This is a genomic window from Parageobacillus sp. NEAU-HV-2 (assembly GCF_059115485.1).
This window is the reverse complement of record NZ_JBXUJJ010000004.1, coordinates 58801-83732: the sequence shown is the minus strand read 5'-3', so window position 1 is coordinate 83732 and position 24932 is coordinate 58801. Positions and strand designations below refer to the sequence as shown.

General features: G+C 43.6%; 24 protein-coding genes. 16 read left to right on the top strand and 8 right to left on the bottom strand.

The genetic code is table 11. The features are described 5' to 3' along the window. Positions 1-10: 10 nt before the first annotated feature. Entirely contained in the window at positions 11-1657 is a 1647-nt protein-coding gene (locus AC1WMD_RS08775) for an alkaline phosphatase (RefSeq protein ID WP_494256792.1), read from the bottom strand. A gap of 195 nt (positions 1658-1852) precedes the next feature. Between AC1WMD_RS08775 and AC1WMD_RS08770 the strand changes: the two genes are divergently transcribed. From AC1WMD_RS08770 to AC1WMD_RS08695, 16 genes are all read left to right on the top strand, one after another. Continuing rightward, positions 1853-2863 (top strand): LacI family DNA-binding transcriptional regulator, encoded by a 1011-nt coding sequence (locus tag AC1WMD_RS08770; RefSeq protein ID WP_043904451.1) that lies wholly within the window; start codon positions 1853-1855, stop codon positions 2861-2863. A 19-nt stretch (positions 2864-2882) separates the two neighbouring features. After that, positions 2883-4427, top strand: a complete 1545-nt coding sequence (gntK, locus tag AC1WMD_RS08765; protein WP_494256790.1) for a gluconokinase — start codon at positions 2883-2885, stop codon at positions 4425-4427. Between the two features lie 61 nt (positions 4428-4488). Then, the gene (locus tag AC1WMD_RS08760; RefSeq protein ID WP_043904453.1) at positions 4489-5838 is read left to right on the top strand and encodes a GntP family permease; all 1350 of its coding nucleotides are present in this window, start codon (positions 4489-4491) and stop codon (positions 5836-5838) included. Positions 5839-6161: 323 nt separating this feature from the next. Beyond that, positions 6162-7418, top strand: a complete 1257-nt coding sequence (urtA, locus tag AC1WMD_RS08755) for an urea ABC transporter substrate-binding protein (RefSeq protein WP_043904454.1) — start codon at positions 6162-6164, stop codon at positions 7416-7418. 67 nt (positions 7419-7485) lie between these two features. Further along, a complete protein-coding gene (gene urtB, locus AC1WMD_RS08750; RefSeq protein ID WP_494256789.1) occupies positions 7486-8385 on the top strand; it encodes an urea ABC transporter permease subunit UrtB in 900 nt (299 codons plus the stop codon). A gap of 12 nt (positions 8386-8397) precedes the next feature. Continuing rightward, entirely contained in the window at positions 8398-9471 is a 1074-nt protein-coding gene (gene urtC, locus AC1WMD_RS08745; RefSeq protein WP_494256787.1) for an urea ABC transporter permease subunit UrtC, read from the top strand. Next, positions 9428-10177, top strand: a complete 750-nt coding sequence (gene urtD / locus AC1WMD_RS08740) for an urea ABC transporter ATP-binding protein UrtD (protein ID WP_494256786.1) — start codon at positions 9428-9430, stop codon at positions 10175-10177. Before urtC ends, urtD begins: the two co-directional genes overlap by 44 nt. After that, a complete protein-coding gene (gene urtE / locus AC1WMD_RS08735; RefSeq protein WP_494256784.1) occupies positions 10171-10872 on the top strand; it encodes an urea ABC transporter ATP-binding subunit UrtE in 702 nt (233 codons plus the stop codon). The genes urtD and urtE overlap by 7 nt, the downstream gene beginning before the upstream one ends. Positions 10873-10898: 26 nt before the next feature. Continuing rightward, positions 10899-11201, top strand: coding sequence for an urease subunit gamma (locus AC1WMD_RS08730; protein WP_017437337.1), 303 nt, complete (start codon positions 10899-10901; stop codon positions 11199-11201). Between the two features lie 17 nt (positions 11202-11218). Further along, on the top strand, positions 11219-11545 hold the full coding sequence (locus AC1WMD_RS08725; protein WP_494256783.1) for an urease subunit beta: 327 nt from the start codon (positions 11219-11221) through the stop codon (positions 11543-11545). Positions 11546-11549: 4 nt separating this feature from the next. Beyond that, positions 11550-13259 carry an urease subunit alpha gene (gene ureC / locus AC1WMD_RS08720; protein ID WP_494256782.1) on the top strand — a complete coding sequence of 570 codons (1710 nt, stop codon included), beginning with the start codon at positions 11550-11552 and terminating at the stop codon, positions 13257-13259. Positions 13260-13271: 12 nt separating this feature from the next. After that, positions 13272-13721 (top strand): urease accessory protein UreE, encoded by a 450-nt coding sequence (gene ureE, locus AC1WMD_RS08715; protein ID WP_494256780.1) that lies wholly within the window; start codon positions 13272-13274, stop codon positions 13719-13721. Further along, complete coding sequence (locus AC1WMD_RS08710) at positions 13714-14385, top strand: urease accessory protein UreF (RefSeq protein ID WP_043906529.1); 672 nt, start codon at positions 13714-13716, stop codon at positions 14383-14385. The genes ureE and AC1WMD_RS08710 overlap by 8 nt, the downstream gene beginning before the upstream one ends. Before the next feature lie 26 nt (positions 14386-14411). Next, positions 14412-15026 (top strand): urease accessory protein UreG, encoded by a 615-nt coding sequence (ureG, locus tag AC1WMD_RS08705; RefSeq protein ID WP_043904462.1) that lies wholly within the window; start codon positions 14412-14414, stop codon positions 15024-15026. Further along, a complete protein-coding gene (locus tag AC1WMD_RS08700) occupies positions 15023-15838 on the top strand; it encodes an urease accessory protein UreD (RefSeq protein WP_494256779.1) in 816 nt (271 codons plus the stop codon). The genes ureG and AC1WMD_RS08700 overlap by 4 nt, the downstream gene beginning before the upstream one ends. Positions 15839-15861: 23 nt before the next feature. Beyond that, on the top strand, positions 15862-16494 hold the full coding sequence (locus tag AC1WMD_RS08695; RefSeq protein WP_494256950.1) for an urease accessory protein UreH: 633 nt from the start codon (positions 15862-15864) through the stop codon (positions 16492-16494). Positions 16495-16658: 164 nt separating this feature from the next. Here AC1WMD_RS08695 and AC1WMD_RS08690 read toward each other — a convergent pair whose 3' ends face one another. The 7 genes from AC1WMD_RS08690 to AC1WMD_RS08660 all read right to left on the bottom strand — a co-directional run bounded on the left by AC1WMD_RS08690 (position 16659) and on the right by AC1WMD_RS08660 (position 24827). After that, complete coding sequence (locus AC1WMD_RS08690; RefSeq protein WP_003251007.1) at positions 16659-17138, bottom strand: GNAT family N-acetyltransferase; 480 nt, start codon at positions 17136-17138, stop codon at positions 16659-16661. A gap of 333 nt (positions 17139-17471) precedes the next feature. After that, positions 17472-18128 (bottom strand): cyclase family protein, encoded by a 657-nt coding sequence (locus AC1WMD_RS08685; protein WP_494256777.1) that lies wholly within the window; start codon positions 18126-18128, stop codon positions 17472-17474. 388 nt (positions 18129-18516) lie between these two features. Further along, complete coding sequence (locus tag AC1WMD_RS08680; RefSeq protein ID WP_494256776.1) at positions 18517-19368, bottom strand: carbon-nitrogen hydrolase family protein; 852 nt, start codon at positions 19366-19368, stop codon at positions 18517-18519. 3 nt (positions 19369-19371) lie between these two features. Then, positions 19372-20748 carry a purine-cytosine permease family protein gene (locus AC1WMD_RS08675; protein ID WP_494256775.1) on the bottom strand — a complete coding sequence of 459 codons (1377 nt, stop codon included), beginning with the start codon at positions 20746-20748 and terminating at the stop codon, positions 19372-19374. An 85-nt stretch (positions 20749-20833) separates the two neighbouring features. After that, positions 20834-22285 (bottom strand): aldehyde dehydrogenase family protein, encoded by a 1452-nt coding sequence (locus tag AC1WMD_RS08670; protein WP_494256774.1) that lies wholly within the window; start codon positions 22283-22285, stop codon positions 20834-20836. Positions 22286-22313: 28 nt separating this feature from the next. Further along, positions 22314-23288 (bottom strand): agmatinase, encoded by a 975-nt coding sequence (speB, locus tag AC1WMD_RS08665; protein ID WP_494256773.1) that lies wholly within the window; start codon positions 23286-23288, stop codon positions 22314-22316. 144 nt (positions 23289-23432) lie between these two features. Beyond that, positions 23433-24827, bottom strand: coding sequence for a sigma-54 interaction domain-containing protein (locus tag AC1WMD_RS08660; RefSeq protein WP_494256771.1), 1395 nt, complete (start codon positions 24825-24827; stop codon positions 23433-23435). Positions 24828-24932 lie beyond the last annotated feature (105 nt).

Genomic DNA, 24932 nt, shown 5'->3' with positions numbered 1-24932 from the left:
TTTTGCAATGTTATCGGATTTGTTGAAAAAGCTTGATCGCTTGCTTTGGAACCCAGAACTGGTCCCTACTGTAAACGACAAGTCCTTCTAACTCGTATGTTTTGTTCCCGATGATCATCAAGTTTTTGTTCACAGGAAGTTTCGCCGCCGTGTTTCCTTTCTTTACGATGAAGACAGGATTTTGTACGTCCGTTTGGTCAATCGTTACGGTTGCCCCGATTGCTTCGAATTCTTTTTTGGCGTTGACAAATAACCGTTTATTTAAATCATTTAAGTCAAAGCCCATCGCTTTTGCCATGATGCGGGCTAAATCCGTATTTTCAAATGTGCCAATCGGTCGGTTCGGACCGTAAGTGTAGAGAAATACATCTTCGCCCGTATGTCCGCCTGTCGTAAATCCGAGATTAGCGCGCGCGGCCAGCAATTCCGTAAATGTTTTGCGAAGATCCGTTGATTCGCTTAATCTTTTCTTCTCTTCGGCTGTTAATGAATCTAATCCATACAAACGAGCGACTTCTTTTAGGTTTGATTTGTCCGGCTTTAATTGGCTCATCGCGCCGTCTAGCGTCATTTTCGCTTTTTTCAGCGGTTCAATATATGCGGAAACTGGAGTTTTAGGGTATGTTTGATCGGTGTTGCGGTTGCCGATCGTAATGCCACTGTTGCCGTGGTCGGCTACGGCAATCACAAGCGTGTCGTTGCGTTTTTTCGCAAAGGAAAGCGCTTCTTTGACCGCTTTGTCAAACGCTAACACTTCGCTGATGATGCCGACAGGATCGTTCGCATGAGCGGCCCAATCGCCTTGGCTTCCTTCAACAAAAAGGAAAAAGCCATCTTTATCTTTTGAAAGTGTATCAATTGCTTTTTTTGTCATTTCCGCTAATGTCGGCTCGTTTGGTCTCATATATGGACGGTTCATGTCTTGCGCAAGCGCGTCATCAGCAAATGCTCCCCAAATTTTATCGGATTTGGAGCGAAGCAGCTCATCGCGCGTTTCCACGACGTCATATCCTTTTTTCTTAATGACTTCTAGCATGTTTTCGTTGTCTTTTCGGTTGTTTGTTTTGCTTCCAGGAAGCAATGCATCCTTTCCTCCGCCTAGGACGACTTCGATGTCTTGATATACTTGCTGTTCAGCGATATCCGGAAACAAGCTTCGGTGCGGAACATGAGCGGAGAAACCAGCTGGTGTCGCATGTTGAATAGCCGCCGTGGCGATAATTCCCGTTGCTTTTCCCATTAATTCGGCTCCTTCGAGTACATTGGCTACCGGCTTGAGCGCTTCTTCTTTCGGAATCGGCTGTAATCCAGGTGAATTGACAACACTCGGGAGGATCCCGATATACTTATCGTTTGATTTGAGTCCGGTAGCCATCGCTGTTGCCGCTGAAGCGGAGTCGGTAATCGCCGATTCCGCTGAGTACGTACGGACAGCGCCGCTTGCCATTTCGTCTAAAGCGAGTGGTTCGCCTTTGTACCATCTTGCTAATGTCGTAGCTCCTGCGCTTGTCCCATCCATTACCATCATAATGACATTTTTAATCGGCTCTTGTTTTTTCACTCTTTTTGCTTCCTCGCGTGCAGCAAGGGCAAAAGATCCAGCTGCGAGGGAACCAATTAACGCAAAACTGACAATTTTTTGGCCAATGTTTTTCAAGTTTGCTTCCTCCTTCAACAGTAGTATGTACTCTTATCATGGTCATAAAAACGATTTATTAACAACGTTTGGCAGCAAGTTTTTCTCTAAAAAATAGTTGTAAAACGCTTTCAATTTGTTTTATAATTCTACTAAACCGGTTTATGAAACCGTTTATAAATACTAAATCGATTTAGTAATGAAAGAGGGATCCCTTTGAAGAAAGTAACGATGGCCGATGTCGCGAAATTGGCCAACGTCTCGAAAAGTACGGTATCGCAATATTTGAATAAACGCTATGAATATATGAGTGAGGAAACGAGAAAACGAATTGCTCGGGCAATTGAAGAGCTAGGATATCAACCGAATATTATCGCCCGCAGCTTAAAGCAGAAAACAACAGCAACCATCGGAGTCATTGTCTTTAATATTTTGCATATGCTGACGATCCAAGTCTTGCATGCCATCGAAGAAGCGTGCCAAGAGCGCGGTTTTCATGTCATCGTCTGCAATTCCGATGACGATCCGGAAAAAGAGAAAAAATATATTGACATGCTGCTTGCCAAACAAGTGGATGGCTTGATTGTTTTTACGACGGGGAAAAACGAGGATGTATATCAACGGCTAGTGGAGGAACACTTTCCACTTGTGTTTGTCGACCGGATGGTTCCAAGGATTGAAGCGGATGCTATTTTGCTTGATAACAAACGTGCGGCCGCTATGGCAGTGGAATATTTGGCTAGTAACGGTTACGAGCGCATCGGCGTCGTCGCTCCTCCGCTTGTTTCCCATGTTGTTCCAAGGGTGGAGCGGATTGAAGGATTTCGGCAGGCGCTAACGGAAAAAGGGCTTCCAGTTATCGCTGATTATTTTGTCGCGGCCGAAATTTCCTCCATTCAGAGTGAACTAGCAAAGCTGTTTGCTTCAGGCCGTCCGCCGCAAGCGCTGTTTGCGATTAACGATTTGACATTGATGGAGATTTTGCATTTCGTCAAGAACAACGGCATCCATGTGCCTGATGATTTGGCGTTGATCAGCATTGACGATGTTCCGTTTGCCGATATTTATACGCCAACGTTAACGACCATTGCCCAGCCAACTTTTGCGATGGGGAAAAAAGCTGCAGAGCGTTTGTTTATGCAGATTGCCAAGAAACAAAAACACAAGCCGCAAATTTTTCGCTTTCCGCCTACATTGATCGAGCGGAAATCCGTCCGGCAAATATGATTGGAAAGAGGGAACAACAATGACAGCAGACAATAAAGTAGTCATTGGTGTCGATATCGGCACGACAAGCACGAAAGCGGTGGCGTTTGGTGAACGCGGGCAGGTACTCTCCTCCCATGCAGTGGATTATCCAATCATCCAGCCGCATCCAAGTTGGGCGGAACAAGATCCCGAGGAGATTTTCTCCGCCGTTGTCCAAACTGTAAACGCTGTCATCATCAAATCGCGTCTTGCTCCACATCAAGTGAAAGCGATCGGCTTTAGTGCGGCGATGCATTCGCTAATGGCGCTTGATGCGTCGGGTCGCCCGCTTACCCGCTGTATCATCTGGGCCGATAACCGCAGCGTCGGACAAGCGGACCGTCTTTTACGGGAACGGAACGGATTGGCTATTTATAAGCGGACTGGCACGCCGATTCATCCGATGTCACCGCTTCCGAAACTGCTTTGGCTGAAGGAAGAGCAGCCAGATATATTCCGGCAGGCGCATAAGTTTGTGTCCATTAAAGAATACATCTTGTACCGGTTATATGGTCAGTATGTCGTCGACTATTCGATCGCTTCGGCAACCGGGCTGTTTCGCTTGGATACGCTTGATTGGGATGCGGATGTGCTTCAACTTCTAGGCATTACGAGGGCGCAGTTATCTAGTTTAGTGCCGACAACGCATGTATTGCGGGGCATGAAAAAAGAATGGGCCGAACAAATGGGGCTTGACCTGGATGTACCGGTTGTCGTCGGCGCGAGTGACGGGGTGCTTGCCAACATCGGCGTTGGCGCGATTTTGCCGGGCGAAGCGGCGATTACGATCGGAACAAGCGGCGCAGTGCGGACGATTTCCTCCGTGCAAAAAACGGATGAAAAAGGAAGAACGTTTTGTTATGCCCTGACGCCAAACCATTGGGTCGTCGGGGGACCGACGAATAACGGGGGGATTTTGCTGCGGTGGCTGCGCGATGAATTTGGCGGCCAGGAACGCGAAGTGGCGAAAAGGCTTGGCATCGATCCGTATGATTTGTTGACAAAATATGCGGAGCGAGTTCCGGCAGGGGCAGAAGGATTGCTGTTTCTCCCATTTTTATCCGGGGAACGGGCGCCGTACTGGAATGCAAACGCCAGAGGCACGTTTTTTGGCATCAGCCTTCATCATAAGCGGGAACATTTTATTCGCGCGGTGATGGAAGGGGTATGCATGAGCATCTTTTCCGTTGCCCTGGCGATTCGTGATGTAACAGGTCCACTTTCGGAAATCCGCGTATCGGGCGGCTTTGCCAAATCGCCATTTTGGCGGCAAATGCTTGCCGATATGATGGGAAAAGAGCTGCTCGTTCCAGAAACGCATGAGGCGTCCGCGTTAGGCGCGGCGGCATTGGCGCTGTATGCGCTTGGCGATATTCCGTCGCTTGATACGGTGAAAACGTGGATTCATATTACCGCCCGTCATGAACCGAATACGGAAAATACGCTCATTTATTCCGAATTATTTGATATGTATACGTGGTTGTATGAACGATTGAAAGACGAGTTTGATGTGATTGCTTCTTTCCAGCGCAGAAATGGATAGCTATGTTTTGGTTACTAAATCGGTTTAGTTTACATCAAGCACAACAGAGGGGGAATGGAAAATGGGAATTGTGATTGTCGTTGCAGCGATTGTTGTATTATTGCTGCTGATTACGGCTGCGAAAATGCATCCGTTTGTCGCTTTAATTTTAACATCCGTTGGTGTCGGGCTTGCGATGGGCATGCCGCTGATCGCGCCGTCGCCGGAAACGCCGGGAATTATTGATTCGATTAAAGCAGGTCTTGGCAACACGCTTGGCTTTTTAGCAATTGTTTTGGCGCTCGGGACGATGCTTGGAAAAATGATGGCAGAGTCCGGAGGCGCCGAACGGATTGCGAAAACATTGATTAACCGTTTCGGCCAAAAACGCGTCCATTGGGCGATGATGGTCGTTGCCTTTTTAGTAGGTATTCCGGTATTTTTCCAAGTAGGATTCGTCCTGCTCATTCCGCTTGTATTTACGATTGCGATGGAGACGGGGATTTCGCTCGTGACGATTGGAATTCCGCTCGTTGCCGGATTGTCGGTCGTGCATGGGCTGGTGCCGCCGCACCCAGCAGCGATGGCCGCAGTCGGTATATTTAAAGCAGACGTTGGAATGACGATTCTTTACTCGATTATTGTCGGACTGCCGACAGCCATTATCGCCGGTCCGCTGTTTGGAAAATGGATCGGGTCACGCATGTATAAAAAAGTGCCGGCAGAAATCGCCGAGCAGCTTGTGCAGCATAAAGAAACGAAAGATTTGCCTGGCTTCGGAAACACATTATTCACCATTTTACTTCCTGTTATTTTGATGTTAATCGCTTCTGTTGCCAATGTAACGTTGGACCAAACGTCAGAAACATCGAAAGTATTGCGCTTTATCGGGGATCCGATCGTCGCGCTGTTAATCGCAACGATTTATTCGTTCTTCAGCCTTGGGTATGCGAGCGGATTCAACCGCGATAAAGTGTTAAAATTTGCGAACGACTGCCTTGGTCCAGTTGCGAATATTTTACTAGTTATCGGCGCTGGCGGAGCGTTTAATAAAGTGTTGCTTGACTCGGGCATTGGCGAGCAAATTGCCGATTTAGCGAAGCATTCCCATCTGTCTCCGCTCCTATTAGGATGGGGAATCGCCGCGCTCATTCGGATCGCAACCGGCTCGGCGACCGTATCGATGATGACAGCGGCCGGCATCGTCGCCCCGATTGCCGCTAGCATGCCTGGTACGAATATGGAGTTGCTCGTATTAGCGACGGGAGCTGGGTCTCTCATTCTATCGCACGTCAACGACTCGGGCTTCTGGATGATTAAAGAGTATTTCGGCATGACCGTCAAAGAAACGTTGATGACATGGACTGTGATGGAGACGATTATTTCCGTGGTTGCGTTTTTATTGATTGTATTGTTGAACTTAGTGATTTGAGTATAGAAGAAAAAACGTCAGGAACTTGCTATAAAAAGTCCTGACGTTTTTTTGCTAAGTTTCATGTAAGAATTCGTAACATAAAAATCGAAATATATTATATTTTTAGATTTTTATCTTGCTTAAATGAGGGAGATGTGTATAATTTTGTATATAAATATTACATTTTATGTTATGTAATATTACATTTTTAGGGAAGGAGGGAAGAAAAAAAGCTTCTCACGGCCATGAGAAGCTTTCAGAAAATCAGGCATCATATGTGCAACGGTATGCCTGATTCTAATTATATCACAAATAATTAGAATCTTGTAAGGAGTGTTTACATGAAGAGATTGGAATGGAAAGCTTTTAAACTGTTAGTCTTGCTTTTATGTGCGTTTGTGTTTGTATTAAGTGGATGTGCTGCATCATCGGCAGTCGATGAGGTGAAAGAAAACACGAAAGAAACAAGTACATCGGAAACGGGTGATACGGTCAAAGTAGGCATTCTCCATTCACTGAGCGGCACGATGGCAATTAGCGAGGTATCGTTGCGTGATGCGGAGTTAATGGCAATCGAAGAGATTAATGAATCAGGCGGTCTGCTAGGAAAAAAAATTAAACCTGTGATTGAGGATGGTGCGTCCGATTGGCCAACATTTGCAGAAAAGGCGAAAAAATTGTTGCAGAAAGACAAAGTGGTGGCGATCTTTGGAGGATGGACATCAGCAAGCCGAAAAGCAATGCTTCCTGTCGTAGAGCAAAATAATGGTTTGCTTTGGTATCCTGTACAGTACGAAGGGATGGAGTCTTCACCAAATATTTTTTATACAGGCGCCACAACCAATCAGCAAATCGTTCCAGCGGTAAGTTGGCTGCTAAAAAATAGAGGAAAGAAATTTTTCTTGCTTGGCTCGGATTATGTGTTTCCGCGCACCGCAAATAAAATTATTAAAGCTCAATTAAAGGCAGAGGGCGGACAATTGGTAGGCGAAGAATATACTCCGCTTGGCCATACGGATTATAGCACGATTATTAGCAAAATTAAAGAAGTGAAGCCGGATGTAGTGTTTAATACGTTAAATGGGGACAGCAATGTCGCTTTCTTTAAGCAATTGAAAGATGCCGGAATTACGGCGAAAGATTTAACTGTTATGTCTGTCAGCATCGCAGAAGAAGAAATTCGCGGAATTGGCGGTGATGTATTAGCAGGTCATCTTGCTGTTTGGAATTATTTCCAGTCAACGAACACACCGGAAAACAAAGTGTTTGTAGAAAAATATAAAGAGAAGTATGGGAAAGATCGGGTTACCGACGACCCGATTGAGGCAGCATATTTTGCTGTTCATTTATGGGCGGAAGCAGTGAAAAAAGCAGGCTCTTTTGATGTCGATAAGGTGAAAAAAGCCGCGGATGGCATTGAGTATAAAGCGCCTGGCGGAACGGTAAAAATCGATGGAGAAACGCAACACACATGGAAGATTGTGAGAATAGGAGAAATCCAGCCAAATGGACAGTTTAAGGAACTATGGAATTCCGGAAAGGCGATCAAGCCAGATCCTTACTTAAAAAGCTATCCATGGGCGAAAAATTTAAATTAAACGAAAAACATCAGTTGTGGAAAGGAGTTTAGGCTCCTTTCCATTTCCAAGAAAGGAGGAGGCTTTGTTGTCCGCAGTCATTACGCAAATTTTTAACGGTTTCAGCTTAGGTTCGATTTTGCTTTTTGTTGCTATAGGGCTGGCGATTACCTTTGGACTAATGGGTGTCATCAACATGGCTCATGGCGAATTGATAATGGCGGGAGCGTACATGACGTACGTCGTTCAACAAATATTTGCCAAGTATGCGCCGCAATCCATGGGATATTATTTCTTCGTCGCCATTCCTGTCGCCTTTTTTGTTTCGGCTCTCCTTGGCTGGGGATTAGAAAAAGTATTAATTCGGCATTTGTATCATCGTCCGTTGGATAGTTTATTGGCGACATGGGGAGTTAGCTTGATTTTGCAGCAAGTTGCGCGAACGATTTTTGGTGCGCCAAATGTAGCGGTGCTTCCTCCTCGATGGTTAGATGGAGGGATTCGCGTTGCGGGAATGGTTTTTCCGTACAAACGGCTGTTTATTTTAGCATTTGTCACCCTATCCATTTTTGCCCTTTATGTTTATTTAAACAAAACGCCAGCCGGCCGAAGAATGAGGGCGGTCACGTTAAATCGGGATATGGCTTCTTGTCTTGGGATTTCGACTCGAAAAGTCGATGCATATGCTTTTGCCATTGGTTCCGGCTTTGCCGGTTTAGCGGGCTGTGCGCTGACATTGCTCGGTCCGATTGGTCCGACGATTGGAACATATTATATTGTCGATGCGTTCATGGTTGTCATTTTAGGAGGGGTGGGGAAACTAATCGGTACGATGTTGGGAGCGATTGGAATCGGATTAGTTAGCACGTTGATGGAGTATTCGACAAGTGCGACGATGGCAAAAGTGATTATTTTTGTGCTTATTATCGCCTTTTTGCAATGGAAGCCTTCGGGGCTTGTCAGTGTGAAAACAAGATCACTCGATTAAGGGGTGTCAAAGATGACAAAAAAAGGCTGGCTTTATTGGCTGTTTTTCCTTGCTTTGTTTGCAGCACCGTTTTATTTAACCGAATTTCGCTTATCGTTGCTCGGAAAATTTCTCTGCTTTGCCATGATTGCGATAGGGATTTCTTTGATTTGGGGCTATACAGGGATTTTAAGTTTAGGTCATGGTGTGTACTTTGGTTTAGGAGCTTACTGTATGGCAATGTATTTAAAATTAGAGTCTTCGCAGGGGCGTTTACCTGATTTTATGGAATGGAGCGGTGTAAACCAGCTCCCGTGGTTTTGGAAACCGTTTGAACATCCCCTATTTGCTATTTCTTCCGCCATCATCATCCCGGTGCTTTTAGCAGCATTTCTGAGTTATTTTACGTTTAAAAATCGGATTAAAGGAGTCTATTTTTCTTTATTATCGCAAGCTGTTGTTGTTGTTTTTGTTACGTTGTTCATCGGAAAGCAGGAATGGACAGGAGGAACGAATGGATTAACGAATTTTTCTACCGTTTTTGGTTTTTCTTTATCTTCTCCTCTTACCCAAATTATTCTTTATTTGTTCACTGTTGCTTTGCTTTTGTTCATTTTCCTTTTCTCCCGTTGGTTAACGATGAGTCGATTTGGCCGGGTGCTTGTAGCCATCCGGGATAGTGAAAATAGGGTCCGCTTTTTAGGTTTTAATCCAACAACGTACAAGGTGTTTGTGTATAGTCTTTCCGCGGCTTTTGCTGCGCTGGCAGGCGTAATGTTTGTTTTGCAAGTAGGACTGATCTCTCCGGCTATGATGGGAATTATTCCTTCGATTGAAATGGTGTTATGGGTTGCTGTCGGAGGAAGGAGTTCGTTAATTGGGGCTGTTATAGGTGCTATTGTTACGAACAGTGCGAAAAGCTTTTTTAGCGAAAATTATCCTGATATATGGTTGCTGTTTTTAGGAGGATTATTTATCGGTATGGTCATGTTTTTGCCAAACGGACTTGTAGGTGTATATCAGTCTTTTAGGCAAAGAAAAAGACAATGGGAGGGGAGAAAAAATGAAGCCGGTTCTCATGTGTCGCGAAGTGTCGGTGGATTTTGATGGATTTCACGCATTGCAAGGGGTAAATCTTGAAGTTTATCCGCACGAAGTACGATTTTTAATCGGACCAAACGGAGCGGGAAAGACGACGCTGCTAGATGTGATCTGCGGAAAAACAAGAGCGTGCAGCGGTAAAGTGTTATTTTACTCACACGATATTACCAAAATGCCGGAGCACAAAATTGTACAGCTTGGCATTTCGCGAAAATTTCAAAGCCCATCGATTTTTCATCAGTTGACGGTATGGGAGAATATGGAGCTGGCTTTAAAACAAGATCGCGGATTGTTTGCTACTCTACGAGCAAAGTTGTCGCGAGAAGAGCGGGATACTATCATCGCACTACTGCAACGCATCCAATTATTAGATTATGCCGATCAAAAGGCTGGTTCTCTTTCACACGGCCAAAAGCAGTGGCTGGAAATTGGAATGCAGCTTATCCAATTTCCTCAGCTGCTGCTGCTTGATGAGCCGATTGCTGGAATGAGCGAAGCCGAACGGGAACGAACAGGAGAGTTGATCCATGAAATCGCGCGCAACTGTGCTGTCGTCATTGTGGAGCATGATATGGATTTTGTGCGGCGTTTTTCCAAACAAGTTACGGTCATGCATGAAGGGAAAGTATTATGCGAGGGGACAATGGAGGACATTCAGCAAAATGAAAAAGTTGTAGAAGTTTATTTGGGAAGGGAGGAGAAGGCGTGTTAAGCGTTCAAAACGTTACAGCCGGATATGGACAAAGTGTTGTATTGGAAAATGTAAGCATCCAAGTTTCAAAAGGTGCTGTTACGGCGGTGCTTGGGCGAAATGGCGTCGGAAAAACCACGCTCATCAAAAGCATCATCGGGTTAATCAAACCGATTGCCGGCAAAATCGAATGGGAGCATGAAGATATTACCTCATTATCGCCTGAAGAGAGAGTAAGAAAGGGGATTGGCTATGTTCCACAAGGAAGGGAAATCTTTTCTGCGTTAACGGTGGAAGAAAATTTATTGCTAGGGTTTGAGGCGCTTCCTAAGAAAGTCAATCAATCACGGATTTTAGAAGAAATTTATGAGTTATTTCCTATATTAAAAGAAATGCTGCATAGAAAAGGGGGAGATTTAAGCGGCGGGCAGCAGCAACAGCTTGCCATTGCCCGTGCGCTTATTGGGCAGCCAAAATTGCTTTTGCTTGATGAGCCGATGGAAGGAATTCAACCATCTATAGTACAGCTTATTCGTGATGTCATTGTCAAAATTGCAAAAGAAAAAATGGTTGGCATTGTCCTTGTCGAGCATAGCTTAGATTTGGCTTTTTCATGCGCTGACTACTTTTACATTTTTGATCGCGGCGCCGTTGTAGCACAGGGGCATGTCAGCGAAACGAATATGAATGACATTCAACGGTTCTTAACAGTTTAAAATGCATAGGAAGGATGGAGGGAACATTGAAACTAACCGCTCGCGAACAAGAGAAGCTGCTTATTGTCGTAGCCGCAGATCTTGCACGCCGCCGCAAAGAGAGAGGGTTAAAGCTAAATTATCCTGAAGCAGTCGCTTTAATTACATATGAAATTTTGGAAGGCGCGCGCGATGGACGTACAGTGGCAGAGCTAATGCAATATGGGACAACGATTTTAACCCGTGATGATGTGATGGAAGGAGTTCCGGAAATGATCGAAGACATACAAGTGGAAGCTACATTTCCTGATGGCACGAAGCTTGTTACGGTTCATCATCCGATTCGTTAAAAAGGGGGAGGCGGATTATGATACCAGGGGAATATTTGTTAAAACAAAAAATGATTGTCTGTAATCAAAATAAACCGATTACAAAAATTACCGTGAAAAATCGAGGGGATCGTCCGATTCAAGTCGGATCTCACTTTCACTTTTTTGAAGTCAACTCGTTTCTTGAATTTGACCGCCAAGCGGCGTTTGGAAAGCATTTAAATATTCCTGCAGGAACAGCGGTGCGCTTTGAACCAGGGGATGCAAAGCAAGTGGAGCTTGTCCCTTTTTCTGGGAAACGTTGTGTTTACGGATTGAATAATTTTGTCAACGGCCCGCTTGACCAAGACAAGAAAGGGGAGTAATTTTGTGAGTTTTCAAATGTCGCGAAAACAATATGCGGATATGTTTGGACCGACAACAGGTGATTGTGTTCGTTTAGCGGATACCGATTTATGGATTGAGATCGAACAGGACTTTACCGTTTATGGCGATGAAGTGAAATTTGGCGGCGGAAAAGTCATTCGCGATGGAATGGGGCAACACCCGCTTGCCACACGTTCTGAATCGATGGATTTAGTGCTTACGAATGCAATCATTGTGGATTACACGGGAATTTATAAAGCAGATATTGGGATTAAAGACGGGAAGATTGCCGCCATCGGGAAAGCGGGCAATCCGTTGTTGATGGATGGGGTTAATATAACAATCGGAGCAGCGACGGAAATTATTGCGGCGGAGGGGAAAATTGTCACCGCAGGAGGAATTGACGCCCATATTCACTTTATTTGTCCGCAACAAATCGAAACGGCCTTGTCATCGGGAATTACGACAATGATCGGAGGAGGAACCGGACCGGCGACAGGCACAAATGCGACGACGTGTACCCCCGGGGAATGGAACATCCACCGCATGTTGGAAGCGGCCGAAGCGTTTCCGATGAACTTTGGATTTTTAGGAAAAGGCAATGCATCGGCGAAAGAGCCGTTAGCGGAGCAAATTCGCGCAGGAGCCATTGGCTTAAAGCTTCATGAAGATTGGGGGACAACAGCGGCGGCCATTGATGCCAGTTTGCAGGTCGCGGACGAATATGATGTGCAAGTGGCGATTCATACCGATACGCTGAATGAAGGGGGATTTGTCGAAGATACGTTACGGGCGATTAACGGGCGTGTCATTCACACATATCATACGGAAGGAGCGGGCGGGGGGCATGCGCCAGATATTATTAAAGTAGCGAGTTTTCCTAATATATTGCCTTCTTCTACAAACCCAACGCGACCTTATACAAAAAATACGTTAGATGAGCATTTAGACATGTTGATGGTTTGCCATCATTTAGACCCGTCTGTTCCCGAAGATATTGCCTTTGCGGATTCCCGCATTCGTAAAGAAACGATCGCGGCGGAAGATATTCTCCATGATTTAGGCGTTTTTAGCATGATCAGCTCCGATTCGCAAGCGATGGGACGCGTCGGAGAAGTGATTTTGCGTACATGGCAAACAGCGGATAAGATGAAAAAGCAATTTGGAAGACTGCCAGAAGAAAAAGGAGGGGGCGATAATTTTCGAGTAAAGCGTTACATTGCCAAATATACGATTAATCCGGCGCTTACCCATGGGATTGCGAAGTACGTCGGATCGATCGAAGTGGGCAAATTAGCCGATTTAGTCGTTTGGCATCCTGCATTTTTTGGCGTAAAACCGGAACTTGTTTTGAAAGGGGGAATGATTGCCTATAGCGTAATGGGAGATCCTAATGCCAGCATTCCGACTCCGCAGCCGGTCATGTATCGGCCGATGTTTGCAAGTTATGGAAAAGCCTTATATAGCACTTCTATTACATTTGTATCGAAAGCAGCTTTTGAGCTTGGAATCCCACAGAAATTGAATTTGCAAAAAACAATTCAACCGGTAGAGCACATTCGCAGCTTGTCGAAAAAAGACATGGCGTATAACAATGCGATGCCAAAGATTGATGTCGACCCGCAAACTTATGAGGTAAAAGTCGACGGAACCCTTATTACGTGTGAACCAGCCGAAGTTGTTCCAATGGCGCAGCGATATTTTTTATTTTGAGGTGATAAGAAAATGATTGTAGAAAAAATAGTCGGAAATATTGGAATGTTAGACCGATTACCTCCGCATATAGAGCGGGTATATTTAAGTAGCGATGATTTAGTAAAACGAATTCAGCGCGTTGTTACCGATCATGGCAGAGAATTAGGGATTCGTTTAAAAGAAACAAAGGAATTAACCGATGGCGATATCTTATTTATGGATGAGAAAAATATGATTGTTGTGAGCGTGCTGCCTGATGATTTGCTTGTCATTCGGCCCACATCGATGAAACAAATGGGAGAAATTGCGCATCAGCTTGGGAATCGTCATTTGCCTGCTCAATTCGAAGGGGAGGAAATGCTCGTTCAATATGACTACTTAGTAGAAGAGCTGCTAAAACAATTACATATCCCGTATCAGCGGGAAAAACGAAAAGTAAAACAAGCATTTCGTTATATCGGTCATCGCCATGATGGATAAGCTGTTGCCTTTATTGCAGCTGTGTGATTCGAACTTTCCTTCTGGAGCATTTTCTCATTCCTTTGGTTTTGAAACGTATATTTCCAATGAAAAAATCAATAACTATGAAACGTTTCGCGATGCGCTATGTGCTTATATTCAAACGCAACTGACGTATACCGATGGCCTGGCGTGCCGGTTAACGTACGATTTTTTAGAGGAAAAATCGAAAGAGGATGTATGGCGGTTAAATGAAATGTTGGCTGCGCTTTGCCTGGCGAGAGAAACAAGAGAAGGAACGCGGATGATCGGGGAACGAATGTGGAAAATTTGCCGTGAAATCTATCCTTTTGACATATGGAATGATGATAAAAAGAAACGCGGGTATATGCATCCTGCACTTGTTTTCGCCATAGTTTGCTATCATTTGGAAATTCCAAAAGATACGACGGTTTTATCATATTTGTATACTTCTGTTCAAGCACTTGTTCAAAACGCGGTTCGCGGTATTCCGCTCGGCCAGACCGATGGGCAGCGGTTGCTCGTTTCCATGCAGCCGCATTTGATAAAAGCGGTACAGAAGATCCATACGTTAACAGAAGAGGAGTTAGGAGCTGCAGCGCCGGGATTGGAAATTGCGCAAATGCAGCACGAACAACTTTCCGTTCGCTTATTTATGTCTTAATTTTTTGAAAAGGAGATGAAATGGAGATGGAACCAGTAAGAATAGGAATCGGCGGACCGGTCGGTGCGGGAAAGACGATGCTTGTCGAAAAGCTTATTCGGGCGTTGCATCGTGAATTCAGCCTGGCAGTAGTAACAAATGATATATATACAAAAGAAGATGCGCAGTTTTTAGTGAAACATAGTGTGCTGCCGGAAGATCGGATTATTGGCGTGGAGACCGGAGGATGTCCGCATACCGCCATTCGTGAGGATGCTTCGATGAATTTTGCGGCGATTGACGAGTTAAAAGAACGTCACCCAGATGTAGAAATTATTTTTATCGAAAGCGGCGGCGATAATTTGGCCGCCACATTCAGTCCGGAGCTCGTTGATTTCTCTATTTATGTGATTGATGTAGCGCAAGGGGAAAAAATTCCGCGCAAAGGTGGACAAGGAATGATTAAATCCGACTTGTTGGTTATTAATAAAATCGACCTCGCCCCTTATGTAGGAGCAAGTTTAGAAGTGATGGAGCGCGATGCAAAAGCGGCGCGCGGAACAAAACCGGTTATTTTCACCAATTTAAAAGAAGAAATTGGATTAGCGGAAGTAGTAGAGTGGATTAAAAAACAAGTGATGTTGGTAGGGTTAGAAGAATGAGCTGGTCAGGACTGTTGCAGTGTACGGCCGTGGAGAAAAACGGCCGTACAGTTATTTCCGATTGCTATTATGAAGGAGCGTTGAAGTTGACCCGGCCGGTATACCTTCATCCGTCTCAGCCGACGATTTACTTGATTCATGTAGGGGGAGGGTATGTAGACGGAGATCGATATAAAACGGAAATAATGTTGCAAGAAGGAGCACATCTGATTGCCACCACCCAATCGGCAACGAAAATATATAAGACAGTCAAGGTGCCGGTACAACAATATACGTCAGTTTACTTGGATGATCAAAGTGTGCTCGAATTTTTTCCCGATCCAGTCATTGCTTATGAAAAAGCTCAATTTTATCAAGAAATGACCGTTTATATGAAAGAAAGTTCTACTTTCATTTATGGAGATATTATTACGCCGGGGTGGTCAGAAAGCGGTGAACTATTTCGCTACGATTGGATCCGCTCTAAATTAAAGATATATTATGAGGACAATTTAAAGTTGTTTGATCATCTCTATTTAGAGACAAGCACAGGGATGACAGGAATTCTTCAGATGGAAGGATATACTCATTTTGGTTCTCTTTTTGTGATTAGCCCTTTTATGACAAAGGATCTTCTTCAAAAATTTGAATCGATGGCAGCGCGTTTTCCTGCTTCTGTACACCTTGGCTGGTCCATCCCTATGATCCCTGGATTGGTTATTCGTGTTTTGGCCCATGAAACGCATGCTATTGAAACGATTTTTCAAATGATTCATCAGTTTATTCGCGAAGAATGTTTTCAAGAGGAACCTATTTTTCTGCGAAAGTACTAAAAAGATAAGGAGATGGAGTGCTCGTGAGTACCGTATTGCCGATTTTGCTTTTTGGATTTGTCTTGGGCATCAAACATGCGACAGAACCGGATCATGTTATCGCTGTATCGACTATTGCGAGCCGAACGAGTAAGCTTTCGCTTTCATCGCTCGCCGGGATTTTTTGGGGGATCGGCCATACCGTAACCCTATTTGTCATTGGTATGGTTATGATAGGGATGGAGCAACAAATACCAGAAACCACAGCAATGTGGCTGGAACTAGTCGTTGGAGTGATGATCGTAGTCTTAGGAATTACAAGCTTTCGTTCCGCTTATATGATTCCTATTAGAAAAGAAATGAAGATAAACCATCTGCATTTAAAGTCGACCTTAATTGGAATTATTCATGGATTAGCCGGCAGTGCCGGAATGGTACTTTTAACGCTAACAACTGTTGATAATCGATTGCAAGCGCTGCTATTTATACTCATATTTGGCGTAGGAACGATAGTTGGCATGATGTTATTCACTACTTTCCTAGGGCTGCCGTTTATCTGGATGAAACAGAAGCAAACGATTTATCAGTTCATTGTAAAAGTAGTTTCGCTAATTAGTATCGTATATGGCTTATACTATATGTATCACATTGGTATAGAAGAAGGACTGTTATTTTAAACAAATACACCATCCCCGTCTTTCAAAGAGAAGAGGGGATGGTTTTTGTTATCGTGACTAAAACACAAACATAAACGGATGTTTTTCGTAAATCGCATTCGAAATGGGCTGGATTAATTTTTGTGTAGAAGACATTTAGAAACGTCGCTACTTTCATCCGTTATCTACAGTAGTTGTTTGACAAGCAACAGTTCATCCCGAATCGGAATGCCGTCTGAGCTAACGTGCGGAATGCTCGGTTTCATTTGTCTTGCTTTTTCCACAGCATTCGGGAAGACCTTAACAATCTGGTAACCCCGTTTTTGATAAAAGCGTAAAGCGTGTAAATTATCGTTCGTCGTGATTAAGCGGACCGTGCTACATCCATGCTGCGCGGCAAATGCTTCCGCTTGTTGCAAAAGAGCGCTGCCGACTCCTTGGTTTTCGATCACGCTATCTAGTGAAACAATTTCGCATTCTTCACCACGGATGACAAAGGTGATCAGCCCCGCTATTTCCCCATTGCCTTGGACCGCGGCAAAACCGTCCAGCTCGCTGCAATCATACAATCCCGTTGAAACGACCATTTGCGGACTTCCCCAATGGGTAATAAAAAATTGTTGCACGGTTGAGCGGTCAAGAAGATGGGTAGGGATAATGTTCATGCTCCTGACACTCCTTGTTATGATTGGTATTAATTTTATCATACAAGAAACAAGGCCTCTTTGTCTGCTTATGTCTCGGATAGGGAGGAGTGTCCTAATATGAGTTATTGCAATGCTTGAAACAAGAGCCTAGTGCGAACAAAAATATTTGCGAACGTGTTTTTTCCTATAATTAATGTAAGGGCGACGCACCATTTCACGAGAATATATGTTCTATTAGGATAATAGAAACGAAAACATTGTTTAAGATGACATGATTTTAAGGCGACGGCAGACGAAATTGGTGCAGGATTCTAAAGGCGAAACGCCGAATAGAGAATGTCGCGGGTTCAATTAGCATGAATCAAATTCCACCGCCACCGCTCTCACCGGCGAGCCGTCGCCGTTCGGCAAATAAAGAGGAAGCGCGATAATATATGGGTCAGTAAAGTCGATTTTATCAAAGTTCGTAAAATTTTCCCCGATTACTCCATTTACAGCGGTAATCGCTTCATGCGCAGGGAAGGAAGAGCCGTCAGGCGGATCGATGTTTAACGCATCGATAAAAAACGTGCGGATTCCTCGTTCCAACATTGCCTGGATGACGTCGATCGCAATGTATGGGTGGCGAAAATAGCGCTCCGTTCTCGCATATTGGGACCAACCAGTGTGAAAAAGAACAATTTTTCCCGGTTCGAGCCGCGGCAAATAAGCAGTGACATCGTCTAGCGTAACCGCTTCTCCATCGTTTTTTCCCGTCACATCGATGACAATTCCTTTGCCAAGAAAATACGTTAATGGAACTTCATCGATTCGCAGTCCATCTTCTCGAAAATGAAAAGGGGCGTCCACATGCGTGCCGCTATGTGAACCGAGAACAAGGCGGCTGACATGGTAGCCGTTTTCCGAGAATGTTGCCGCTGGCTCGATATGCGGTTTTGGATCTCCTGGATAAATTGGGGTTTGTGCAGTAATGGGCATCGATAGGTCAATGATTTTTTTGATGTTCATCGTTTTAGCGCAGGAGACCCCCACTTAAAAGAATGAGAAGGGCGGAGCCCAATGAGTAAGTGGGGGAGGAATGCGCTTTCCTCCTTTCTCTTCTAATATGCTATAATTAACTTATGGAGAAAACCGTTGGATCAGGCACTCCATCGACTACTCGATATAGGAGGTTGGTTGCAGAAATCGTTGCAACCGTAAAATGTCGAGCGTCATCTTCGCCGTCTGTTGTGTGTGGAAAATGAGTACTGCCAACAGACGAATCGGAACGAACCGGTAGCGGTACAGGCATGCCCTGGATCGCTGGGCAGCTGTCAACCTGCCTAAAGTAACACCAAGTCAAGGAAGGAGATTCGTAAGAACCGCTTGCACTTCTGGGTAGTTACAAGCCCCCACTTCAAAAGCCTCTAGGCTTTAAGCGGTGGGTAGTTGACGTCCATTCCACTCCTTGAAAAACATCTGTTCGCCGCTCATTCATCATCGTGAAAAAGTTTTTCTTTAATTCCTGACGCCAGTTTTCATCTATGGTTGCTCGTATGATTGCTTCTTGATCATCCATGTTGGCGCTGGCGATTTCATTTCCATCTGGTCCATAAATAGAGGATAAACCAAAGAAATGGAAAGGAAAAGACTGGCCTGTTTGATTACATGCGGCGACATAGACGGTATTATCGATTGCGCGTGCCATCGCAAATTTTTGAAAAGGCTGGTGAAACGGGGATTCCCACGCACATGGAACAAGAAGAAGCCCGGCTCCATGGACCGCCAGATACCTTGCTAGTTCTGGAAAAGCTAAGTCCCAACAAATCATTAAACCGATGCGGCCGAACTCTGTATCTGCTAGGACTGGTTTGGACCCGGGAGTAAACCACGCTTTTTCTAACGGGGTTAAATGGATTTTTCGATAATTTCCTATGCATTGTCCGCTCGGATGAATCAATATGAGGGAATTATAGAGATTTATCTTATCATCTTTTTCGACGTATCCGTAAGCAATATACAATTGAAGTTTTTGTGCAAGCCGGCTCATCCGTTGGAATATGAAGCTATCCCATGCTTTGGCAACGTCTTTCAGCGTTTCCGATAAAATGTAACCAGTGGTACAAAGTTCCGGAAACAGAAGAAGGCGAACATCGGGAAATTTTTGTTTGCATTCGTTTGCGATGGCTTCCATTTTTGCGAGGTTGCCAGAAATATCGCCATTTATCGGCGTCATTTGCGCCAGTGCTATTTCATACGATGTTGCCATAAATTATCCCTCCATGCTAGTCGGAGTTTGGAGTTCCATGGTATGCGCTGCGCTCGATGTTTGTTTTGTGATTTTCATCAATCCCCAATAGCCTGCTCCTGACAAGAAAAACGTTAACATGGTTGAGCCGATCGCAAGCGGATGAATATACGTAAAGTAATAGGCGAAAACAGCTCCTATGATATACGCCACATATGCGGCCACATTGACTCCTTTTTGATACCGATACCGTCCTTTTGTATCAAAAAGAATATCTTCCGTATCATATGTTCCTCTTTTGATCAAAAAGTAATCAACGAGCACAATGGCGAATACGGGAATGAACAGTGTCGCAATGAGCATAATAAAATTAAAGAAATGGGACATGAGTGCTTCTTTTAACAAGGCTCCAAGGGTACAAATGATTCCCATGATCAATGTCGGCTTCCAAAATCCTGCGCGTGGGAATACGTTCATAAAGGACATTGTCGCACTATATAATGCCATGACGTTGGTAGATAGTACAGAAAAGAAGACGACAATGGATGCGATTAATCCAAATCCGTAAGCGGCAAGGAGAATAGTAGGGTCGTATGTTCGTTCCATGTTAGAAGCAATGCTAAACCCACTGACAACCGCACCAAGCCCCATTGCTACAATCGAAGCGACAAGATAGCCAAAGTAGGTTCCCCAAAATCCGCTTTTTTCCGATTGACAGTTTCGGTTAAAATCACAAACGGTCGACATCCACGAAAACGCTGTCGCAACCACGATATCAAAAGCGATGATCGTGGTGACCGCTGGATGTTTGCTTAGTTTCATTTCTAATAGTGTTGAGATGTTATACGTCGTAAAAATTTTATAAAAAACGAGAAAGGATAAAAATAACATCGCAATCGATATATATTTTTCGATTCGTTCCACCCCACGGTGGCCGAAAATCGTAATAATCACGACGAGCAGTTCAGTTAAAATCACAAATAAATTAATATTGCTGTATCCTGTAGCGTAATGAATCGCATAATTAAGACTAAGGCCAGCCATATACGCTTGAATCCAGCTCCAGCCAATTAAAATAATTGTATTGACAAGGGCTGGAAGGATCGCCCCTTTTTGTCCGAAGGCGGCTCTGGTGATAACCATGGTTGGGAGCCCGGTTCGAATCCCAATGTTTCCTGTAAGAGCGAGCGGAATGGCGCCGATCGCAGAGCCGACAATAATCGCGAACATCGCACTGGAAAAGGAAATGTCGGGAACGAACATCATGCCTGTCATCACGGTAGTAATGACTACGTTAGCAGCAATCCAAAGAGTAAAGGTACTAAAAAAATTCATACTCCGTTCATTCATTGGTGTTGGTCGAATATCATCATGTCCAAAACGTTCTGTCCATTTCGCCATCAACCATTCCTCCTTACTAAAAATTTACAAAATTCAGAATAATTTATATACAAATCGATTTCGCCACAAGGACGAAATCGAAAAGTTATTGATACCACCCGAGTAATTTTCCATTTTCGCTTATATTCACGTGTTTCGTTTCCGTAAAAGCAGTGAATCCTTGTGGGCCAAGCTCCCGGCCGATTCCGCTTTGTTTAAAGCCGCCCCAAGGCGCATCGACATAAGGAGTGTGATAACTGTTGATCCAAATCGTTCCTGCTCTCAGCTTTCTGGCGATTTGTTCTGCCCGTTCGAGATCGCGGCTAAATATGCCAGCTGCCAGCCCATATATCGTATCATTTGCCAATTCGATCGCTTCTTTATCATTTTTGAAGCGTTGCACGGTAATAACAGGACCAAAGATTTCTTCTTGCACGATGCGCATGTCTTGGTGGACATTGACAAAAACGGCGGGGGAGAGGTAATATCCTTGTTCTTTGATGCGTTTGCCGCCTCGGAGCAGGACAGCTCCTTCTTGCAATCCGAGTTGGATATACATTTCTACTTTTTCTAAATGTGAGGAGCTTATTAATGGCCCCATCTCCGTTTTTTCGTCTAAAGGATCTCCGATGTGAAGGGAATCTAGTCTTTTTATCAGTTTATCTATAAATGAATCATAAAGATTTTCATGGACAAGAATTCGTGAAGCGGCAACACACACTTCCCCTTGATTCAAAAAAGAAGCAAACATCGCCCATTCTACTGCGTTATTAAGATCAGCATCTTCGAAAACCAGAAGCGGAGATTTTCCGCCGAGTTCCAGGGAAACCCGTTTCAAGCTGCTAGCGCATTGTTCGTAAATCCATCGACCTGTTTTGGTTCCGCCGGTAAATGATATTTTTTCCACATGAGGATGTGTCACCAATGTTTCTCCAACAGGAGAACCGCCCCCGGGAACAAGATTAAACACTCCCGGTGGAAGACCGATGGAATCGATAAGTTTGGTTAGTTCTATTAAAGATAATGGAGTTAATTCTGATGGTTTAAAAACGATGGTATTTCCCGCAGCAAACGCAGGCGCAATTTTCCATATCCCCAATAAAAGCGGGAAATTCCAAGGAACAATGAGTGCGCAAACTCCGATAGGTTCATCGATGATTTTACTTGTTGTTCCATCAGCCATTTTCTTTTCCTTAATGGTTCGTTGTTCGAGAAAGTCGGCATAATAACGAAGACATTGTACAGAATCGCTTACATCGAGACGTGACTCACGAATCGGCTTTCCAGTATTGATCGTCTCCATATAAGCGAATTTTTCCATGTTTTTCTCTAGTAGATCTGCTAATTGACGAAGAACGGAAATTCGATTACTTGGATTCGACGACCAATTTGTGTATTGAAAAGCATAACGAGCTGCTTCGATCGCTTCCAATGTTTGTTGCAAGGACGCTTCATTAATTTCTGTGATGACTTTTTCATTGGAAGGATTGATAATCGATCTTTTTTCTCCGTTTCCTATATGCCATGTACCGTTTATGTACACATGGTAATTGGACATAAAAAACTCTCCTTTTTGTGAGATGATCTCATTGTGTGGTTGTTGCAGACAAGTTTTTTTGTAGTGATCGTCTTTTCTTTAAAGCCACCAGCGTGATCATCTCATATATGATTGCGGATGCTAACACAGCGGTAATTTCTCCACTATCGTAAGAAGGTAATACTTCTACCAAGTCAAATCCGACAATATTTAGCCCATCGAGTCCTCTTACATATTCCAATGCTTCATAGCTAGTTGGTCCTCCCACTTCCGGTGTGCCAGTGCCGGGAGCAAACGCAGGATCAACAAAGTCGATATCATAGGAAACGAAAACAGATTTGTTACCCACACGTTTGTGAATACGTTTCATTACTTCAGAAAATCCAATTTGTCGAACTTCCTTCATGGTAATCACTTCAAAACCAAGCCGTCGCGCATCCTCTATATCATCCGCGCTGTAAAGCGGTCCGCGCATGCCGATTTGAATGGAATGATCAACATCTAGTAATCCTTCCTCGACAGCACGGCGGAATGGTGTACCATGCATATATTTTTCACCATAGTAATGATCCCAAGTATCTCCGTGAGAGTCGAAATGAACAAGGGCTACTGGCCCAAAGCGCTCATAAAATGCCCGTAAGTTTCCTAATGTAATGGAATGATCGCCGCCCATAATAATCGGAACGATATTTTTCTTCAGCACTGGCAGTAACTCTTTTACGATATTATCGTACGTTCGCAGCGCGTTTCCTGGAATGACGTCAATATCGCCATAATCTACTCCAGAACAATATTCAAAGATATTAATATCCATATCTGGATTGTAAGGGCGAAGCAATACGGAAAAATTTCGAATATGTTGCGGGCCATATCGTTGCCCAGTTCGGTTAGAAGCAGCGGTATCAAACGGCACACCCAGTACAACAAAATCAACATTGTCTGTTGTTTTGATATTTTCTAAACGCATAAATGTTCGAACTCCACAAAAGCGGGGAGATTGGGATGAATCTTTAGGTTTATACATGTAAAAAACCTCCTTTTAGAAATATTCTGTTTTTTATGAAATGCAAAAAGTGTGCCAAAAAAAAGAATAAGCTTTTTTGCAAAAAAATACGATGAATTAATTCAAAAATGAATTAAAAATAAAAAAACAATTCAAAAATGGATTTTAATCCAATTTTGAATTGATACCGTATTTTTTCAGTTTTCTCACTACGGTTGGCTGACTAATTCCAAGGTAATCTGCCATTTCATATGTTGTTTTGCATTGTTTTGCTGCGCGTAAGAGCCATTGTCGTTCTACCTGTTCCATTGCTTCTTTCAGCGTAGCGGGTTCTTTCTCTTTTTCTAACCATTGATTAGATAATGTAGATTGGGAATGTTTTTGGATAGAAAAAGGGAGATATTCAGGATAAATGGCTTTTGTTTCGGAGGTAATGACTAATCTTTCCATCATATTTTCTAATTCACGTACATTACCAGGCCAATCATAATGGACAAGATGGTCAACAATGGACGGATGAAAATATTTATCTGTATGGTATTTTTTGTTGAATTTTTTTAAAAAGTATTGTGCCAACATGAAAATGTCTTCTTTTCTCTCACGTAAAGCAGGTACATAAATGGGAATAACATGCAAACGATAAAATAAATCTTGACGGAATTTTCCCTGCTTCACCATTTCCTCCAAGTTCTGATTTGTCGAGGCAATAAGGCGAAAATCAATCGTTCTTTCTTTAATTCCCCCAACGCGTGTTACTTTTTTCTCCTGTAAAACTTTTAGTAGCTTCGCTTGCATCGAAAGTGGAAGTTCGCCAATTTCATCAAGAAAAAGAGTTCCCTTATCTGCTAATTCGATCAGTCCTGGCTTTCCGGTTTTTTGGGCGCCGGTAAACGACCCTTTTTCATATCCAAACATTTCTGATTCAAATAGAGATTCAGGAATAGCGCTGCAATTCACTTCGATAAATGGTTGGTTTCGTCTCGGGCTATTTTGATGGAGGGCACGGGCAAATACATTTTTCCCAACTCCAGACTCGCCAAGAAACAGAACGGTTGCATCTGATTTGGCAACCCGATGCACTAACTTCCAAATACGCTGCATGACTTTGCTTTGAATGATGATGTCTTCATGTTTTAATTCTTCCATTTCGATTTGATAATGTTCCATCTGCATTCTTAGTTTTTCATAATCTTCTTTTAAACGTTCTAATTCTGTTAAATCATGTGAAAAACTAATCACGCGGATAATGTTGTTTTGTTTATCAAATACAGGTACGCCTGTTGCCATTACGACACGACCAGTTGCGGTTTGTTGCATGACTTGAACTTCTTTTTTCTCCTTTAACACTTTGGCCGTAACAGAAGGGGAAAATATATTTTCTTTTTCTAATTGATATACGGACTTTCCAATAAGATAGGAAACTTCTTTTCCGTAAATGGAAAGGCAGTTTGGGCTAGCACGGAGAACAATTCCATTTCCATCTGTAATGACAATATTATCGTTAGATGATTTTAATATGGCACATAACTCTAATTCCAAAACATCCGTTATACTTTGCATGATCTTCCCTCCTAGTTGCCTATCAGAAATTACATTACTAATTATTCAAAGAAGCGGAAAATTCCTTTTTATTTGTCACAAAGTATTTGGCATGTTTTTTGCATC

What these genes read in the sequence shown, in the direction of transcription:
- gntK (WP_494256790.1), top strand. Translation starts at nt 2,883, where the DNA reads ATGACAGCAGACAATAAAGTAGTCATTGGTGTCGATATCGGCACGACA.
- AC1WMD_RS08760 (WP_043904453.1), top strand. Translation starts at nt 4,489, where the DNA reads ATGGGAATTGTGATTGTCGTTGCAGCGATTGTTGTATTATTGCTGCTG.
- urtA (WP_043904454.1), top strand. Translation starts at nt 6,162, where the DNA reads ATGAAGAGATTGGAATGGAAAGCTTTTAAACTGTTAGTCTTGCTTTTA.
- urtC (WP_494256787.1), top strand. Translation starts at nt 8,398, where the DNA reads ATGACAAAAAAAGGCTGGCTTTATTGGCTGTTTTTCCTTGCTTTGTTT.
- urtD (WP_494256786.1), top strand. Translation starts at nt 9,428, where the DNA reads ATGAAGCCGGTTCTCATGTGTCGCGAAGTGTCGGTGGATTTTGATGGA.
- AC1WMD_RS08725 (WP_494256783.1), top strand. Translation starts at nt 11,219, where the DNA reads ATGATACCAGGGGAATATTTGTTAAAACAAAAAATGATTGTCTGTAAT.
- ureE (WP_494256780.1), top strand. Translation starts at nt 13,272, where the DNA reads ATGATTGTAGAAAAAATAGTCGGAAATATTGGAATGTTAGACCGATTA.
- AC1WMD_RS08710 (WP_043906529.1), top strand. Translation starts at nt 13,714, where the DNA reads ATGGATAAGCTGTTGCCTTTATTGCAGCTGTGTGATTCGAACTTTCCT.
- ureG (WP_043904462.1), top strand. Translation starts at nt 14,412, where the DNA reads ATGGAACCAGTAAGAATAGGAATCGGCGGACCGGTCGGTGCGGGAAAG.
- AC1WMD_RS08700 (WP_494256779.1), top strand. Translation starts at nt 15,023, where the DNA reads ATGAGCTGGTCAGGACTGTTGCAGTGTACGGCCGTGGAGAAAAACGGC.
- AC1WMD_RS08690 (WP_003251007.1), bottom strand. Translation starts at nt 17,138, where the DNA reads ATGAACATTATCCCTACCCATCTTCTTGACCGCTCAACCGTGCAACAA.
- AC1WMD_RS08685 (WP_494256777.1), bottom strand. Translation starts at nt 18,128, where the DNA reads ATGAACATCAAAAAAATCATTGACCTATCGATGCCCATTACTGCACAA.
- AC1WMD_RS08680 (WP_494256776.1), bottom strand. Translation starts at nt 19,368, where the DNA reads ATGGCAACATCGTATGAAATAGCACTGGCGCAAATGACGCCGATAAAT.
- AC1WMD_RS08675 (WP_494256775.1), bottom strand. Translation starts at nt 20,748, where the DNA reads ATGGCGAAATGGACAGAACGTTTTGGACATGATGATATTCGACCAACA.
- AC1WMD_RS08670 (WP_494256774.1), bottom strand. Translation starts at nt 22,285, where the DNA reads ATGTCCAATTACCATGTGTACATAAACGGTACATGGCATATAGGAAAC.
- speB (WP_494256773.1), bottom strand. Translation starts at nt 23,288, where the DNA reads ATGTATAAACCTAAAGATTCATCCCAATCTCCCCGCTTTTGTGGAGTT.
- AC1WMD_RS08660 (WP_494256771.1), bottom strand. Translation starts at nt 24,827, where the DNA reads ATGCAAAGTATAACGGATGTTTTGGAATTAGAGTTATGTGCCATATTA.